This window comes from Variovorax flavidus (assembly GCF_030317145.1).
GTDB classification, from domain to species: domain Bacteria; phylum Pseudomonadota; class Gammaproteobacteria; order Burkholderiales; family Burkholderiaceae_C; genus Variovorax; species Variovorax flavidus.
Genome location: NZ_JASZYE010000001.1, coordinates 1,542,412 through 1,558,425 on the forward strand (window position 1 = coordinate 1,542,412; position 16,014 = coordinate 1,558,425).

15 protein-coding genes and 2 riboswitches are annotated in these 16,014 nt (G+C 66.6%); of the genes, 13 read left to right on the forward strand and 2 right to left on the reverse strand.

Going from position 1 to position 16,014, the window contains the following annotated elements:
* Nucleotides 1–6: 6 nt before the first annotated feature.
* Nucleotides 7–795 (reverse strand): alpha/beta fold hydrolase, encoded by a 789-nt coding sequence (locus QTH90_RS07505; RefSeq protein WP_286663843.1) that lies wholly within the window; start codon nucleotides 793–795, stop codon nucleotides 7–9.
* 106 nt (nucleotides 796–901) lie between these two features.
* Between QTH90_RS07505 and QTH90_RS07510 the strand changes: the two genes are divergently transcribed.
* The 13 genes from QTH90_RS07510 (at nucleotide 902) to QTH90_RS07570 (ending at nucleotide 15,113) form a co-directional block, all read left to right on the forward strand.
* The gene (locus QTH90_RS07510) at nucleotides 902–2,425 is read left to right on the forward strand and encodes an ABC transporter permease/substrate-binding protein (protein ID WP_286663844.1); all 1,524 of its coding nucleotides are present in this window, start codon (nucleotides 902–904) and stop codon (nucleotides 2,423–2,425) included.
* A gap of 92 nt (nucleotides 2,426–2,517) precedes the next feature.
* On the forward strand, nucleotides 2,518–3,369 hold the full coding sequence (locus QTH90_RS07515) for an alpha/beta fold hydrolase (protein ID WP_286663845.1): 852 nt from the start codon (nucleotides 2,518–2,520) through the stop codon (nucleotides 3,367–3,369).
* A 35-nt stretch (nucleotides 3,370–3,404) separates the two neighbouring features.
* The gene (gene denD / locus QTH90_RS07520; protein WP_286663846.1) at nucleotides 3,405–4,424 is read left to right on the forward strand and encodes a D-erythronate dehydrogenase; all 1,020 of its coding nucleotides are present in this window, start codon (nucleotides 3,405–3,407) and stop codon (nucleotides 4,422–4,424) included.
* A 39-nt stretch (nucleotides 4,425–4,463) separates the two neighbouring features.
* Entirely contained in the window at nucleotides 4,464–5,432 is a 969-nt protein-coding gene (locus QTH90_RS07525; RefSeq protein ID WP_286663847.1) for a TRAP transporter substrate-binding protein, read from the forward strand.
* A 97-nt stretch (nucleotides 5,433–5,529) separates the two neighbouring features.
* Nucleotides 5,530–6,042: a TRAP transporter small permease gene (locus tag QTH90_RS07530; RefSeq protein WP_286663848.1), complete on the forward strand. Its 513-nt coding sequence runs from the start codon at nucleotides 5,530–5,532 to the stop codon at nucleotides 6,040–6,042.
* Nucleotides 6,039–7,331: a TRAP transporter large permease gene (locus QTH90_RS07535; protein WP_286663849.1), complete on the forward strand. Its 1,293-nt coding sequence runs from the start codon at nucleotides 6,039–6,041 to the stop codon at nucleotides 7,329–7,331. Before QTH90_RS07530 ends, QTH90_RS07535 begins: the two co-directional genes overlap by 4 nt.
* A gap of 77 nt (nucleotides 7,332–7,408) precedes the next feature.
* Nucleotides 7,409–7,933: a hypothetical protein gene (locus tag QTH90_RS07540; RefSeq protein ID WP_286663850.1), complete on the forward strand. Its 525-nt coding sequence runs from the start codon at nucleotides 7,409–7,411 to the stop codon at nucleotides 7,931–7,933.
* 33 nt (nucleotides 7,934–7,966) lie between these two features.
* A riboswitch (glycine riboswitch) is annotated at nucleotides 7,967–8,069 on the forward strand.
* A 10-nt stretch (nucleotides 8,070–8,079) separates the two neighbouring features.
* Nucleotides 8,080–8,192, forward strand: a riboswitch (glycine riboswitch).
* Between the two features lie 45 nt (nucleotides 8,193–8,237).
* Nucleotides 8,238–9,401, forward strand: coding sequence for a glycine cleavage system aminomethyltransferase GcvT (gcvT, locus tag QTH90_RS07545; RefSeq protein WP_286663851.1), 1,164 nt, complete (start codon nucleotides 8,238–8,240; stop codon nucleotides 9,399–9,401).
* 38 nt (nucleotides 9,402–9,439) lie between these two features.
* Nucleotides 9,440–9,817: a glycine cleavage system protein GcvH gene (gcvH, locus tag QTH90_RS07550; protein ID WP_286663852.1), complete on the forward strand. Its 378-nt coding sequence runs from the start codon at nucleotides 9,440–9,442 to the stop codon at nucleotides 9,815–9,817.
* Nucleotides 9,818–9,870: 53 nt separating this feature from the next.
* Complete coding sequence (gene gcvP / locus QTH90_RS07555) at nucleotides 9,871–12,780, forward strand: aminomethyl-transferring glycine dehydrogenase (protein WP_286663853.1); 2,910 nt, start codon at nucleotides 9,871–9,873, stop codon at nucleotides 12,778–12,780.
* 139 nt (nucleotides 12,781–12,919) lie between these two features.
* Nucleotides 12,920–13,342, forward strand: coding sequence for a YciI family protein (locus QTH90_RS07560; protein WP_286663854.1), 423 nt, complete (start codon nucleotides 12,920–12,922; stop codon nucleotides 13,340–13,342).
* A gap of 16 nt (nucleotides 13,343–13,358) precedes the next feature.
* Nucleotides 13,359–13,802 carry a YciI family protein gene (locus QTH90_RS07565; RefSeq protein ID WP_286663855.1) on the forward strand — a complete coding sequence of 148 codons (444 nt, stop codon included), beginning with the start codon at nucleotides 13,359–13,361 and terminating at the stop codon, nucleotides 13,800–13,802.
* Nucleotides 13,803–13,814: 12 nt separating this feature from the next.
* A complete protein-coding gene (locus QTH90_RS07570; RefSeq protein ID WP_286663856.1) occupies nucleotides 13,815–15,113 on the forward strand; it encodes an RNA polymerase sigma factor in 1,299 nt (432 codons plus the stop codon).
* A 12-nt stretch (nucleotides 15,114–15,125) separates the two neighbouring features.
* Here the strand turns inward: QTH90_RS07570 and QTH90_RS07575 are convergent, their stop codons facing one another.
* A complete protein-coding gene (locus QTH90_RS07575; protein WP_286663857.1) occupies nucleotides 15,126–16,007 on the reverse strand; it encodes a DUF3014 domain-containing protein in 882 nt (293 codons plus the stop codon).
* Nucleotides 16,008–16,014 lie beyond the last annotated feature (7 nt).

Consider the following 16,014-nt stretch of genomic DNA (forward strand, 5'->3'; position numbering starts at 1 on the left):
GGCCGTTCAGTCGGCGGTTGTCTCAAGGATCAGTCGCGAAGTTTCCTCCGGCGCATCCCAGTGCGGAAAGTGGCCGCAGCGTTCGAACCAGTGCAGGCGCGCATCGGGAAACAGCTGCTGCGCGCGCGCCGCCTGCCGGGGGAAACATAACCGGTCCAGTCGCCCCCAGCCGATGACCATCGGCTTGACCCTGCTGCCCGTGGCCAGCCCTTCCTGCGGCGCTCCGCGCACCAGATCACGCAGTATCAAGCTGAAGGATTCCGCCGAAGCGTAGCTGCGCATCTCCTCCAGCACCAGTGCAGGCGACAGCTGCGCCGCTTTCGCGGAGAACTGTGCCAGCAGCAGCTTGCGTGACCATTCATGGCCGGTGATGGCGGGCATCGCGAATTGCAGGCTGCGCACCACCCGTCGCGAGAAACAGATCGAACTCTGGTACACGTAGCGCTCCCAGCCACCCCAGAATCCACCCGGTCCAAGCGATATGACGGAGCCGAGAACGCCGCCGCGCCGCGCCAGTTCGAGGACCAGACGCGCACCGAGCGAACTGCCGACCGCGTCGCTGCCCAGCAGGTCATGTTCCCGCAGGAACTGTTCGACCGCATTGCCCAGCGTGCGCACCGAAACCTCGCCCGCCAGCGGCGGACTCTTGCCGAAGCCCGGAAGGTCGATCGCCACCACGGCGCGCTCGGCAGCCAGCGAATTCAGGATGGTCTGCCACGACCGCCAATTGCTGCCGAGACCATGTACGAGCAACAAGGGCTTTCCTTCACCGCGTCGGACATAGTTGATGAGCACGTGTTCAGTTTGCGTTCAGATAGTGCGCCGCAGCATCAGCCTGTCGCACGATCGGCTGTAGGAGAACGAGCCTGTTCGCCCCTGACGGCGCCGATACACTGGACCGATGCCTTCCTTGCGCCGACCGTGGCTCACCGCCCTGACTTGCCTGGGTCTGCTCTGCGCTGCGGCGTTTTCGCACAGCTCGCACGCGCAGGAACAAGGCCTGCGCATAGGCTCCAAGCGATTCACCGAGTCCTACATCCTCGCCGAGGTGCTGGCGCAGACCGCATCGCCGCAGACGCCGACGCCGCCCTTGGTTCGCCAGGGGCTGGGCAACACCGCGATCGTCTACGAGGCGCTGCGCTCCGGCGGCATCGACCTCTATGCGGAGTACACAGGCACGATCGCGCTGGAGATCCTCAAGGGCTCCCAGTCGATGACGCGCGAGGCCATGAGCGCGGCCCTTGCTCCACTGGGACTGGGCGTCGCGATTCCGCTCGGCTTCAACGACGGCTATGCGCTCGCCATGCGCGCAGCTGACGCGGACCGGCTCGGTGTGCACGACCTGAGCGATCTGGCGCGCCATCCCGAACTCAAGCTCGGCCTGTCGAACGAGTTCATCGGTCGCGCGGATGGCTGGCAAGGTCTCGCGGCGCGCTACGGATTCAGGCAGGCGCCGACCGGGCTGGACCATGGCCTCGCCTACGACGCGATCGTGGCGAAGCAGATCGACGTGATCGACATCTACACCACCGACGCGAAGATCGACCATCTCGGGCTGCGCGTGCTCCGGGACGACCGCGGCTATTTCCCGCGTTACGACGCCGTGGTGCTGTACCGGCTCGATGTGCCCGCGCGCTGGCCGAAGGCCTGGGCTGCCCTGCAGAAGCTCGAAGGCCGTATCGACGAGCGCGCCATGATCGCGATGAACGCACGCGCCGAGTTGCAGGGCGTGGCCTTCGACGCGATCGCCCGCGACTTCCTGGCGCAAGGGCAGGCCGGCCCCTCCGATGCAGGTTCACGCGGCTTTGTCGCCAAGCTGTTCGGCTCCGACCTGGGCCGGCTGGCGCGCCAGCACCTGATGCTCGTCGCGGTCTCGGTCGGGCTCGCAATCCTCATCGCGGTACCCCTCGGGATCCTGGTGTTTCCGCATGTGCGCGCGCGGGCGGTGGTGCTCGGCCTCACGGGCCTGTTGCAGACCATCCCTTCGCTCGCGCTGCTCGCCGTGCTGATCTCGCTGATCGGCGCGATCGGAACGTTGCCTGCGCTGGTTGCGCTGACGCTTTATTCGCTGCTGCCGATCATGCGCAACACCGTCACTGGCCTGGCGGAGGTTCCGGCGGGATTGCGGCAAGCGGGCACGGCTCTCGGCATGACCGGTACGCAGAGCCTGCAGGTGGTGATGCTTCCGCTGGCGCTCCCCACCCTCCTGGCCGGCGTGCGAACGGCGACGACCATCGCGATCGGCACCGCGACCATCGCGGCCTTCATCGGGGCGGGCGGCTTCGGTGAACGCATCGTGACCGGGCTCGCCCTCAACGACCGCGAATTGCTCCTTGCAGGCGCCATTCCGGCCGCCGTGCTCGCCCTCCTGAGCGAAGCGCTGTTCGAGACCATCGAGTTCCTGATGCGCCGACGCCGGGGCTGAGGGACGGCGCATCACCCGATTGCGATGGCGAACGAGCGGGGCTAGTCTCTTGGATCGCTGCCGCACACGAGCGCGGTCCGGAGGAGCCAACGATGAATCGATGCGAGCTGCCCACACGCCTGCCGCTGGCGGATGGCGCAGAACTGCACTACACCGAGCAGGGGCGCGGATCGCCGCTGATCCTTCTGCACGACGGCCTGGGCGATTGCCACTCATGGGCGCCGCAGATGCAAGTCTTTGCAGCACGGTTCCGCGTCATTGCCTACAGCCGCCGGTACAGCAGCCCGAACCGGAGCCCCTCCGCACAGTCCGATTACGCGCCGCAATCCGACGTGGACGACCTCGCGGCACTTCAAGCGCATTTGCGCTGCGGGCCAGCGCATCTGGTCGGCACCTCCCGCGGTGCCTTGATCGCATTGATGTTCGCGATGCAGCATCCGGACCAGGTGCTGAGCCTGACGCTGAACGAACCGCCTTTGCACCGATGGGCATGCCGCACGGCCGAGGGACGCGCGCTGTTCGAAGCCTTCATGGACGATGTCTGGCGCCCCGCCACCCTGGCCTTCGAACGAAACGACGACCGCACGGCGCTGCGCCTGCTGGTCGATGGCATCTGGGACGAGCCGCTGTTCGACAGACTGCCGCCCGAGCGCATGCACGCCATGACGCGCAACGCAGGCTCAATGAAAGCACTGACCCGATCGACGGAGCCGTTTCCCGATCTGTCGCGTTCCGAAGTGGCGGCTCTGGAGATGCCAGTTCTGCTCTTGAACGGCGACCGGACCAGCGATCTTTTTCGGAGATCGATCGACGAGCTGGTGCTCGAGTTGCCCCGCGCGCAACGGGAAGTCATCGCGGGCGCCGGACACGGGGCGCCTTCCGAGAATCCAGTCGGCTTCAACCGGGTGGTGTTCTGGACCTTGCTGCGCGGCGGACGTACTTAGACTCGCCTCTTTCCGGACACAAGGACACGTCGCACATGAACATCGTCATCACCGGCGGCGCCGGCTTCGTCGGCGCACGCCTCGCGCGCACCCTGCTCGCAGGCCGGCAACTCTCCCTGGCTGGCGCAACGCCTGCATCGATCGACACCATCACCCTCGTCGACCGCGTCCCCCCACCGAGCGATCTTGCGCAGGACCCGCGAGTGAGCGCGGTGGTGGGCGAGCTCAACGAGCTGCTTGCCGACGCACCCGAGCGCGCCGTGCCCCCGGATACGTCACTCGTCTTCCACCTTGCCGCAGCGGTCAGCGGCGAATGCGAGGCCGACTTCGACCTCGGCATGCGCAGCAACTTCGCCGCCACCAACGCGCTGCTCGAAGCCTGCCGAAAGCTCGGTACGGTGCCGACGCTGGTGTTCTCGAGTTCGCTCGCCGTGTTCGGCAACTCGCCGGAACAACCCTTGCCCGAGGTCATCGACGACAACACCCTCCCCACCCCGCAGACCAGCTACGGCATCCAGAAGTTCATTGCCGAGCAGCTCGTGGCGGACTACACGCGCAAGGGCTTCATCAACGGCCGTAGCGTGCGGCTCATGACGGTGAGCGTGCGCCCGGGCCGGCCCAACGGCGCCGCCTCGGGCTTCTTCAGCGGCATGATCCGCGAGCCGCTGGCGGGCGTACGCGCCGCCTGCCCCGTGGCGGACGAAACGCCGGTGGCGATCTCGTCGCCGACGCGCACCATCGAGGGATTGATTCGCGCTGCCGAAGCGAGCGATACGCAATGGGGTCCGCGCACCGCGCTCAACCTTCCTTCGCTCTCCACGACCGTCGGCGAGATGGCAGCGGCGCTCGGCCGAGTCGCCGGCACGGCCGCCACGGACCTGCTCGACCGCACGCCCGACCCGGTGATCCGCCGCATCGTGAAGAGCTGGCCGGGGCGCTTCGAAACGGTGCGCGCCCGCGCGCTGGGCCTGGATTCGGACGCAAGCTTCGACGACGTGGTGCTCGAATACGTCCGTGAAAATCCCGACGAGGTCAGGCTCTCTCTTCGGGCATAGTCGGTTGCGCATTCTTCCCGCAACCTCCCCGGAGACAACATGAAACTCGGCACCCTCGCCGCCTGCCTTTCGCTCGCCCTCGGCGCAAGCGCCTTTGCACAGACCACCACGCTCAAGATCGGCTACGCCACGACGAAGGACTCGCACTACGGGGTCGGCTCCACGGTGTTCTGCGATGAGGTCGAGAAGGGCACGCAAGGCCGCTACAAGTGCCAGCACTTCCCCAACTCCGCGCTGGGCGGCGAACGCGAGCAGATCGAGGCCGTGCAACTCGGCACGCAGGACCTCGTCAACACGTCCACAGGCCCGGTCGGCAACTTCGTGCCTGAAGTCAAGATCGTCGACATCCCCTTCCTGTTCCGCGACTACGATCACGCGCGCAAGGTGATGGACGGCCCGATCGGTCAGGACATCCTCGCCAAGTTCCCGAGCAAGGGCATCATCGCGCTGGCCTGGACCGAGAACGGCTTCCGTCACATGACGAACAGCAAGCGCGACATCGTCAAGCCCTCGGACGCCGCCGGCCTGAAGATGCGCACGATGGAAAACAAGGTGCACATGGACGGCTACCGCACCTTCGGCATCCTGCCGACGCCGATGGCCTTCCCCGAGCTGTTCGGCGCCTTGCAACAAGGCACGGTGGACGGCCAGGAGAACCCGATCCCCGTCATCCTGTCGGCCAAGTTCGCACAGGTGCAGAACCATCTTTCGTTGACCTCCCACGTCTATTCGCCGGCGCTGCTGCTGCTGTCGCCGCGGGTCTGGAACAAGCTGTCGGACGCCGACAAGAAGGTCTTCCTCGAAGCCGCCCGCAAGGCCGGCGCCGCGCAGCGCAAGAAGGTCAACGAAGACGAGAACAACGGCATCGCCCAGCTCGAGAAGGACGGCATGAAGGTGACCCGCAAGGTCGACGGCGCCGCTTTCCGCGAGGCGTTGAAGCCCGCCTACGCCGGCTACGCCAAGGAATTCGGCGCCGACAACATCAAGAAGATCTCGGACGTCCAGTAAGCGCGGCCACGCGCCGCCTCCGGCACCACCGCCCGGTGAGCCAGCCATGGCACCGGGCGGTTCTCTTTGCACAGATCCCACAACAACAACAGTCGTCGTGAAAACCTTCGAACACTACTTCCTGGCCGCGAACCGGTGGGCGCTGATTCTTCTGCTCGCCTCGATGTCGGTCATCATCTTCATCAACGTGGCGATGCGCTACCTGACGAGCAACTCCCTCGAATGGGCCGAAGAGGTCTCGCGCCACATGATGATCTGGCTGACATTCCTCGGCGCCGGTCCGGTGCTGCGCTACGGCGGGCACATCGCGGTCGAGAACCTGCAGGACGCGCTGCCACCGAAGGCCGCCATCGCGCTGCGCGCGGTCGTGGCGGCGCTGCTCTTCGCCTTCTTCGGCTTCATGGTCTGGTACGGCTGGCTCTACATGGAGCGCACGATGTTCCAGCTGACCGCGGTCACGCAGATTCCCTTCGCCTATATCTACAGCGCCATGATGTTCGGCGGCCTGCTGCTGATCGTGCACTGGCTCCTGATCGTGCGCGGCTACGTGCTGCGGCGCGAATTCGCATCCGACGCGCATTTCGATGCAGCTGCGAGCGCCTCGCTATGAACGCCAGCCTCGTCCTCATCCTCTCGGTGTGCGTGTTTCTCGCGATCGGCGTGCCGGTCGCGTTCGCACTGGGCCTCGCCACGGCCGCCACGCTGATCCTCGCCGAGTCCTATCCGCTGATGGTGCTGCTGAAGGAGACCTTCACCGGCATCGACAGCTTTCCGCTGATGGCGGTGCCCTTCTTCATCCTTGCCGCGGAGCTCATGAGCGGCGGCTCGCTGACGGAAGTGCTTCTGCGCTTCGCCGGACAGTTCGTCGGCCACCGGCGCGGCGGCCTGGGCTACACCAACGTGGTGTCGCTGACCTTCTTCTCGGGCATCTCGGGATCGGCACTGGCCGACGCGGCCGGGCCGGGCTCGATGCTCATCAAGATGATGGACAAGGCCGGCTATGACCGTTCCTACGCTGCGGCGCTGACGGCGTCGACTGCCATCGTCGGCCCGATCATCCCGCCCTCGATCATCATGATCATCTACGCGCTGCAGGACGACAACGTGTCTGTCGGCAGCCTGTTCGTGGCCGGGCTCATCCCGGGCATCCTCATCGCGGTGGCGATGTGCGCGGTGAACTTCCATGTCTCGAAGAAGCGCAACTACAAGGGCGACGGCGGCATGCCACCCTGGCGCGAAGTCCTGCTGACGACGTGGAAGGCGATCCCGGCCATCCTGCTGCCGGTGGTCATCCTGGGCGGCATGCGCGCAGGCTGGTTCACGCCGACCGAGGCATCGGTGGTGGCGGTGTTCTATGCGCTGGTGTGCGGCAAGTTCGTCTACCGCACGCTCGAATGGAAAGCGCTGCCCGACATCCTCTCGCGCTCCGCCCTGCTCTCGGCATCGGTGCTCATCATCATCGGGCTGTCGGCCTCGTTCGCGTGGATCCTGACCATCGAGAACGTGCCGCAGATGCTGGCCGAATGGCTGGCGGGCATGAACCTGTCGCCGTGGATGTTCCTCATCATCGTGAACGTCTTCCTGCTGCTCTTCGGCATCTTCATCGAGCCGCTGCCGGGCGTGATGGTGCTGGCGCCGATCCTTGCGCCGGTGGCGGTCAAGCTGGGCATCGACCCGATCCATTTCGCGATGATCGTGATCTACAACCTCACGCTCGGCATGATCACGCCGCCGGTGGGCGGACTGCTCTTCGTCACCTGCAATGTCTCGCGCGTGCCGATGTCGCAACTGGTGCGCGAACTGGCGCCCTTCCTGTGGGCGCATGGCGTGGTGCTGCTGGTGCTGACCTTCATGCCAGCGCTGAGCACATGGTTGCCGCATCTGTGGGGCTTCAAGTAGCGCGGGCGCCTTTCACGAAAGTGTCATGCCGATCCGCGATGCTGCGGCGCTCGCCCAAGAACGCCGCAGCATCCCCCATGTTCCTCATCAAGACCGACAAGGCGCGCCACGAACTCCAGCCCGGCCGCCGCACACTGGGCCAACGCGAACGCGCCCTGCTGCTGATGGCCGACGGCCAGCGCTCGGTGACTGATTTCGGTCAGCTCTTCAGCAGCCGCGACGAAGCCGGAAAGGTCGCACTTCATCTGGTGCAGGAGGGTTACCTGCTGGACAGCCGCGCACAGCAGCGCCAGCCGCCGTCCGAGACGCCCCCGGCTCCGGTCGACATCGCGTCGGCAGCGGCCGACGCCTTCGACGGCAAGCGCTCCCTCGCTACCACGCGCATGTTTCTCTTCGACCTCTGCGAGCGCATGTTCGTGCGGCGCGACCCGATCCTGGCCGAGCAGTTCCGCGAGTTGCTGCGCGAGTCGCGCGACCGGGACGGCATGCTGGCCGTGGCCGGCGCAATGCTCGACGAGATCGCCAAGTCCGCGGGGGCGGAACGCGCGGAATCGATCCGCGATCGCATCGACAAGTTGCTGCCGGCGGCGCTCGTGCACTGATTTCGCAGGCCGGCGATCCGCCAATCCCTTACACTCGCCCGGTCAGGAGAGAGCCCCGCACTGCGGGGCCGCCGAAGGCGCAGGTCCCCTCGAAACAAGGGCCCGAACGCTCAGGCAAAAGGACTGACGAGGCGCCCTTCCAAGGGCGTTTCCTTGCTGGAGAGAGGCGGCCCGTCAAGACGTCGGAGGCCCGTCCACCGAAGGAGCAAACCCCGATCGTGGGGCGAATCTCTCAGGTAAAGCGGACAGCAGGGGTGGCCCATGGCTTCGGTCATGGATCTGGACTGCCCCTTTGGAGAGTGCCTTGGCCTCCGCATCGACCGACGATCTTCTGAAGACCCCGCTTCACGCCCTGCATGGGGAGCTTGGCGCCCGCATGGTGCCCTTCGCCGGGTATTCGATGCCGGTGCAATACCCCGCCGGCCTGATGGCCGAGCACAAGCACACGCGCGAGGCCGCCGGCCTGTTCGACATTTCCCACATGGGCCAGCTTCGCCTCGTCGGACCGGAGGCCGCAGCGGCTTTCGAGACCCTCATGCCGGTCGACGTGATCGGCCTGGCGCCGGGCAAGCAGCGCTACGGACTGCTGCTCAACGACGAGGGCGGCATCCTCGACGACCTGATGTTCTTCAACGAGGGACACGATTCCCTCTTCGTGATCGTGAACGGCGCCTGCAAGCAGGCCGACATCGCGCACATCACGGCGAAGATCGGCCAGCGCTGCCAGGTCCTGCCGATGCCCGACCATGCGCTGCTGGCGCTCCAGGGGCCGCAAGCCGCTGCGACGCTCGCGCGTCTGTCTCCCGGCGTGGAGCGCTTTGTCTTCATGACGGGCGGCGCCGTGCAGATCGGCGGCCTGCCGGCCTTCGTCACGCGTAGCGGCTATACGGGCGAGGACGGCTTCGAGATCTCCGTCGCCGCCAAGGACGCCGAAGCGCTGGCCCGCCTGCTTCTCGCTCAGCCGGAGGTCAAGCCCATCGGCCTGGGCGCGCGCAATTCCCTGCGGCTCGAGGCCGGGCTCTGCCTCTACGGCAACGACATCGACGAAACCACCACGCCGGTCGAAGCTTCGCTCGGCTGGGCGATGCAGAAGGTGCGGCGCACCGGCGGCGAGCGCGAAGGCGGCTTTCCCGGCGCGGCCCGGATCCTGGCCCAACTCACGGCCGCCAGCGGCACAGCGGGCCACCTCGACCACGACACGCTGAAGCGCAAGCGGGTCGGTCTGGTGGCGCTGGAGCGCGTGCCGGTGCGCGATGGCACGCTCCTTGAATCCTTCGAAGGCCATGCCATCGGCCACGTCACCAGCGGATTGCTCGGCCCCACGGTCGACCGGCCGGTGGCCATGGGCTATGTCGCGCTGGCCTACGCGGAGCCGGGTACGCGCATCCAGGCCATCGTGCGGGGCAAGCCCGTGCCGATGGAAGTGAGCACCATGCCTTTCGTGCCCGCCCGCTACTACCGGGGCTGATCCCTTCTCACATTCTTTTTATCCAAGGAGCTTCCTACATGACCATCAAGTACACCAAGGACCACGAGTGGGTTCAGCAGGACGCGGACGCCACGCTCGTGACCGTCGGCATCACGGTGCATGCGCAGGACGCGCTGGGCGACGTGGTGTTCGTCGACCTGCCTGAAGTCGGCAAGACTTTCAACCAGGGCGAGGTCGCGGGTGTGGTCGAGTCGGTCAAGGCCGCGGCCGATGTGTTCATGCCGGTCTCGGGGGAAATCACCGAAGTCAACGAGGCGTTGCGCGCCGATCCTTCGCTTGCCAACAGCGCGCCGATGGATGCGGGCTGGTTCTTCAAGGTCCGCATCAGCGACGCGGCCCAACTCGAAGCGCTGCTCGACGAGACAGCCTACGAGAAGTTCTCCGCAGACAACTGATCCCTGGCTGATTCCTTCACTGCCCGATCCCACTTCCGCCAACGACCACCTCCATGTCGACGCCCGTCCTGCCCACTCTCCCCACGCTCGGCGAACTCGAGAACGCCGAGGAATTCATCGCACGCCACATCGGCATCGAAGCGGAAGACGAGACGCGCATGCTGTCCGCCATCGGCTCGACGACGCGCGCCGAGCTGATTGACGGCATCGTGCCGCCGGCCATCCGCCGCAGCCGTCCGATGCGGCTCCCGGCGCCGACGACGGAGGCCGAAGCATTGGCCGAACTCAAGGCGATCGCGGCGAAGAACAAGGTCGCGCGGAGCTTCATCGGCCAGGGCTACTACGGCACGCACACGCCGGGCGTGATCCTGCGCAACGTGCTCGAGAACCCCGCCTGGTACACGGCCTACACGCCCTACCAGGCCGAGATCTCGCAAGGCCGCATGGAGGCGCTGGTCAACTTCCAGACCATGGTCTGCGACTTGACGGGCATGGCCATTGCCAATGCGTCGATGCTCGACGAAGCCACGGCCGCCGCCGAGGCGATGACGCTGGCCAAGCGCAGTGTCAAGAGCAAGAGCAACGTGTTCCTGGTGTCGGGCGACTGCCACCCGCAGACCATCGAGGTGATCAAGACGCGCGCCGCGCCGCTCGGCATCGAGGTCAAGGTCAGCACCGTCTCCGAGACCCTGCCGCACCTGATGGCGAGCAGCGAGTTCTTCGGGGTGCTGGCGCAGTACCCGGCCACGACCGGGCATGTGCACGACCTGCGCCCGCTCGCAGGCCATGCGCACCAGTTCGGCGCTGCCTTCTGCGTGGCTGCCGACCTGCTGGCGCTCACGCTGCTGGCGCCTCCCGGCGAATGGGATGCGGACATCGTCTGCGGCACCACGCAGCGCTTCGGCATGCCGATGTGCAATGGCGGCCCGCACGCGGCCTATCTGGCGTGCCGTGACGAATACAAGCGCTCGTTGCCCGGGCGCATCGTCGGCGTCAGCGTCGACACGCATGGCGCGCCTGCCTACCGCCTGGCATTGCAGACGCGCGAGCAGCACATCCGCCGCGAGAAGGCCACCTCCAACATCTGCACGGCGCAGGTGCTGCCCGCCGTGGTGGCCAGCATGTACGCCGTCTATCACGGACCGAACGGGCTGCGCCGCATTGCGCAGCGCGTCGCCGGACTTACCGCGGTGCTCGCGCAAGGCCTGGAGCAGATGGGCCGCGAGCTGGTCAACGCCACCGCCTTCGACTCCCTCACCGTCAAGACCGGCGACGACACGGCCAAGATCCTGGAACGCGCCGAGGCGGCCAGCTTCAACTTGCGCCAGCGCGTGCAGAACCACCTGGGCATCTCGCTCGACGAGACGACGACACGTGCCGACATCGAGACCTTGTGGGCCCTGTTCGTGCCGACGGGCAAGCCGATGCCGCGCTTCGAGGACCTGACCCTCCGCATCACGCCGCGCATTCCCGAAGATCTGCGCCGCACCAGCGACTTCCTCACGCACCCGGTGTTCAACACCCACAAGAGCGAAACCGCGATGCTGCGCTACATCCGCAGCCTGAGCGACAAGGACCTCGCGCTCGACCGCAGCATGATCCCGCTCGGCAGCTGCACGATGAAGCTCAATGCGACGAGCGAGATGATCCCGATCACCTGGCCCGAGTTCGCGAACATCCATCCCTTCGCGCCGGCCGACCAATTGCAGGGCTACGCCCAACTCGACAAGCAATTGCGCGCCTGGCTCTGCGAGGCGACGGGCTACGCCGGCATCAGCCTGCAACCCAACGCCGGCTCGCAAGGCGAGTACGCGGGCCTGCTGGCGATCAAGGCCTTCCACGAAGCCAAGGGCGAGGGCCATCGCAACGTGTGCCTGATTCCGTCCTCGGCGCACGGCACCAATCCCGCCAGCGCCCAGATGGTGGGCATGCAGGTGGTGGTGACGGCCTGCGACGCCGAGGGCAACGTCGACATCGACGACCTCAAGCGCGCCTGCGGAACACATGGCGACAAGCTCGCGGCGGTGATGATCACCTACCCCAGCACGCATGGCGTATTCGAGACCCGCGTGAAGGAACTCTGCGAGATCGTGCACGCCCACGGCGGCCGCGTGTACGTGGACGGTGCCAACATGAACGCGCTGGTCGGCGTGGCCGCGCCGGGCGAGTTCGGCGGCGACGTGAGCCACCTGAACCTGCACAAGACCTTCTGCATCCCGCACGGCGGCGGCGGCCCCGGTGTCGGGCCGGTGTGCGTCGTCGAGGATCTCGTGCCCTACCTGCCCGGACACGCGACCGGCGGCATCGCATCCCACGGCGTGGGTGCCGTGTCGGCCGCCCCGCTGGGCAATGCGGCCGTGCTGCCAATCAGCTGGATGTACTGTCGGATGATGGGCGCGACGGGCCTGAAGGCCGCGACCGAGACCGCCATCCTCAGCGCCAACTACATCAGCGCGCGGCTGAAGGACCACTACCCCACGCTGTACGCGAGCCCGAACGGCCACGTCGCGCACGAGTGCATCCTCGACCTGCGCCCCCTCAAGGACGCCAGCGGCGTGACGGCCGAGGACGTCGCCAAGCGGTTGATCGACTACGGCTTCCATGCGCCGACGCTGAGCTTCCCGGTGCCAGGCACGCTCATGGTCGAGCCGACCGAGAGCGAGCCGTTGGCCGAACTCGACCGCTTCATCGACGCGATGATCGCGATCCGTGGGGAGATCCGCCGGATCGAGGAAGGCGTCTGGCCGAAGGACGACAACCCGCTCAAGAACGCGCCCCACACTGCGGCCAGCCTGCTCGGCAGCGAGTGGGCCCGCCCCTACTCGCGCGAACTCGGCGCCTTTCCGCTCGCGACGCTCAAGCAGGCCAAGTACTGGCCGCCGATCGGTCGCGTCGACAACGTCTACGGCGATCGCAACCTGTTCTGCAGTTGCGTACCGGTGGGCGACTATGCCAAGGCTTGAACGTCAATAACATTTATTTACATTTAAGGGCGCCGAAGCTGTCGTTTTCGCTGTCCGAGCTTCGACGTTGAAGTAGAGCCCCGGAAAAGCCCCGGTCACGCCGACCGGATTCCGGGCTCCCAACCGAAGGAGCAACGACATGCGATTCATGGTGATAGTCAAGGCCAGCAAGGATTCGGAAGCCGGCGTCATGCCCTCCGAGGCAATGCTCACGGCGATGGGCAAGTACAACGAAGAGCTGGTCAAGGCCGGCGTCATGCTGGCGGGCGAAGGACTCCAGGCCAGCTCGAAAGGCGCGCGGGTGCGCTTTTCAGGCAAGCAGCGAACGGTGATCGACGGCCCGTTCAGCGAGACCAAGGAGCTGATCGCCGGGTTCTGGCTCTGGCAGGTGCGCTCGAAGGACGAAGCGATCGAATGGCTCAAGCGTGCGCCATTCGACGGCGGCGAAGAGGTCGAGCTGCGCCAGGTCTTCGAGATGGAGGACTTCGGCGCGGAACTCACGCCGGAACTCCGGGAGCAGGAAAAGAGGCTGGCGGCTGAACTTGCCGCCAGGAAGGCCTGACCGAGGAGGCACGGCGATGAAATTCATGATCATTCGCAAGGCCGACAAGGACACCGAGGCCGGCATGATGCCCACCGAGCAGCTCGTGACCGACATGCTCAAGTACAACGAAGAGATGATCAAGGCGGGCGTGATGTTCGACGGCATGGGCCTGCAGCCCAGCGTGAAGGGTGCGCGCATCCAGTTCAAGGACGGCAAGCCCACGGTGATCGACGGCCCTTTCGCCGAGTCCAAGGAGTTGATTGCGGGCTTCACCCTGATCCAGGTCAAGTCACGAGAGGAAGCACTCGAATGGGTCAAGCGCTGGCCGCCCATCGATGGCGACGGCAATGTCGTGCTCGAACTCCGGCAGATCTACGAGGCCGAGGACTTCGGTGCGGAGTTCACGCCCGAGATCCGCAAGCAGGAAGAGCTTTTGCGCGACAGCGCGATTTCGCGCGACACCAACGCCTCCCGCTGAGGCGCCGATCCCGTGACGGCAGCCGATACGCACCGCACCATCAACGCGGTCTGGCGCATCGAATCCGCGAAGATCATCGGTGCGGTGGCGCGGATGGTGCGCGACGTCGGCGTGGCGGAGGAACTGGCCCAGGACGCGCTGGTTGCCGCACTCGAACAATGGCCGCGAGAGGGCATTCCGGACAACCCCGGCGCCTGGCTCACCACGACTGCGAAGCACCGCGCGATCGACCTGCTTCGCAAGAGAACGCTGCACGCCAGCAAGCAGGAAGAGGTCGGCCGCGAGCTGGATGCCCGGCACGCCATGGCCGCGGCGGAGTTCGCCGAAGCGGTGGACGCCGCGCTCGACGACGAGGTCGGTGATGACCTCCTCCGCCTCGTGTTCACGGCCTGCCACCCGGTGCTGTCGCCCGAAGGCCGCGTCGCGCTGACCCTGCGCCTGCTCGGAGGCCTGACCACCGACGAGATCGCGCGCTCTTTCCTCGTGCCCGAGCCCACGATTGCGCAGCGCATCGTGCGGGCCAAGCGAACGCTCGCCGCTGCGCGCGTGCCCTTCGAGGCGCCGCGCGCCAACGAGCTGGCGGCGCGCCTCGCGTCGGTGCTCGAAGTCATCTACCTGGTGTTCAACGAGGGCTATTCGGCCACCGCCGGCGATGACTGGATGCGCCCCGCCCTGTGCGAGGAAGCGCTGCGCCTCGGCCGCATCCTGGCCGAACTCGTGCCTGACGAGCCTGAGGTTCATGGGCTGGTCGCGCTGATGGAGATCCAGGCCTCGCGCGCCGCGGCACGGGTGGATGCCAATGGAGACCCGATCCTGCTGCTCGACCAGAACCGCGGACGCTGGAATCAGCTTCTGATCCGGCGTGGCCTCAAGGCGCTGGAACGCGCCGAAAAGCTCGGCGGCGCGCTCGGCCCCTATGCGCTGCAGGCCGCGATCGCCGCATGCCATGCACGCGCCGGCACCGCTGCGGAAACGGACTGGCAACGCATCGCCGCGCTCTACGAAGCACTGGCACAGCTCGCGCCCTCCCCGATCGTGGAACTGAATCGCGCGGTCGCGCTGTCGATGGCATTCGGGCCCGCCACGGGCCTGGAACTTGTCGATGCGCTGCGTTCGGAACCGCTACTGCGGGGCTATCACCTGCTGCCCAGCGTGCGAGGCGACCTGCTCGCCAAGCTGGGCCGCAAAAGCGAGGCTTGTGCGGAATTCAAGCGCGCTGCGGAACTGACGCGCAACGCGCGGGAGCGCAAGCTGCTTCTGATGCGCGCCCTTGCGTGCTCGGGCGGTGCGGCCGGACCGGGCACCGGTTGAGCGAGGTTCGCGCTACTTCTTCGCGATGGCGCCGGTCGCGATCTGGCGGCGGAACTCGGCCAGCCTGGCCTTCATCCGCCGCTCGTTGACCGGCCCCATGCGCACCAGCATCTTCTGGCCGGCCGAGAGCGATTCAAGCTCCGGGTCGACGAACTCGTAGCGCACCCAGGGGCGCTCCGACTGCATCTCGCCTTTCACTTCCGTGAGCTTGACCTTCACCGGCCCCATGGGTTCGGGCGCCTGCAGCAGGTGGTCGATGACCGCCACCAGACGGTCGTTGAAGTAACGCCCCGGATAGCCGAGCTCCTCATACGCCTGCTGGAACAGCGGATAGAACTTCGCGTAGAGCGCCACCGCACGCGCCGTATCGACCGATTCCGCGAAAAGCACGAAGGGGGTGTAGCGGCTGCCGTTGTCCGCGCCAATCGTCTTCACCTCGCCATTGCCCTGCACCGTGAAGCGCTGCGGCGCGGGATGGGTCGGCCACATGCGCGAGGTGGCCTGGGCACGCGGCAGGTTGTCGACGGTCGCGACCACGCGGCGCACGAAGCCGTCGACCTGAAGGAAGGAACCAACGGACTTCTTGCCCAGCAATTCGTTGAGCGCGGCGGTGACACGCCCATCGGCGTCGTTCAGCGCGGGCAACGATGCATCGGGCTCGGCCAGTGCGTCGACCGGGTTCTGTGGGCCCTGGGCGACGGGCGCCGGCGGTACATCGGGTGGTGCGGGCTGCGGCGCGGTCGCGGCGGGCGCCTCGGGCGGAGGCGCCTCCTTCTGCAGCGACCAGCGCCACCACGCGAATGCGGCCGCGAGGATCACCACGACGACAATCACCAGGGTCCACACCGAAGATTCGCGTGCTGGCCTGAATTCTGCTGAGTCCCGTTCGGGCATGGTGGAA

Bases quoted from the DNA above. Each gene is read 5' to 3' on its own strand.
- denD (WP_286663846.1), top strand. From the start codon at position 3,405: ATGAACATCGTCATCACCGGCGGCGCCGGCTTCGTCGGCGCACGCCTC.
- QTH90_RS07510 (WP_286663844.1), top strand. From the start codon at position 902: ATGCCTTCCTTGCGCCGACCGTGGCTCACCGCCCTGACTTGCCTGGGT.
- QTH90_RS07525 (WP_286663847.1), top strand. From the start codon at position 4,464: ATGAAACTCGGCACCCTCGCCGCCTGCCTTTCGCTCGCCCTCGGCGCA.
- QTH90_RS07535 (WP_286663849.1), top strand. From the start codon at position 6,039: ATGAACGCCAGCCTCGTCCTCATCCTCTCGGTGTGCGTGTTTCTCGCG.
- gcvP (WP_286663853.1), top strand. From the start codon at position 9,871: ATGTCGACGCCCGTCCTGCCCACTCTCCCCACGCTCGGCGAACTCGAG.
- QTH90_RS07560 (WP_286663854.1), top strand. From the start codon at position 12,920: ATGCGATTCATGGTGATAGTCAAGGCCAGCAAGGATTCGGAAGCCGGC.
- gcvH (WP_286663852.1), top strand. From the start codon at position 9,440: ATGACCATCAAGTACACCAAGGACCACGAGTGGGTTCAGCAGGACGCG.
- QTH90_RS07540 (WP_286663850.1), top strand. From the start codon at position 7,409: ATGTTCCTCATCAAGACCGACAAGGCGCGCCACGAACTCCAGCCCGGC.
- QTH90_RS07515 (WP_286663845.1), top strand. From the start codon at position 2,518: ATGAATCGATGCGAGCTGCCCACACGCCTGCCGCTGGCGGATGGCGCA.
- QTH90_RS07575 (WP_286663857.1), bottom strand. From the start codon at position 16,007: ATGCCCGAACGGGACTCAGCAGAATTCAGGCCAGCACGCGAATCTTCG.
- QTH90_RS07565 (WP_286663855.1), top strand. From the start codon at position 13,359: ATGAAATTCATGATCATTCGCAAGGCCGACAAGGACACCGAGGCCGGC.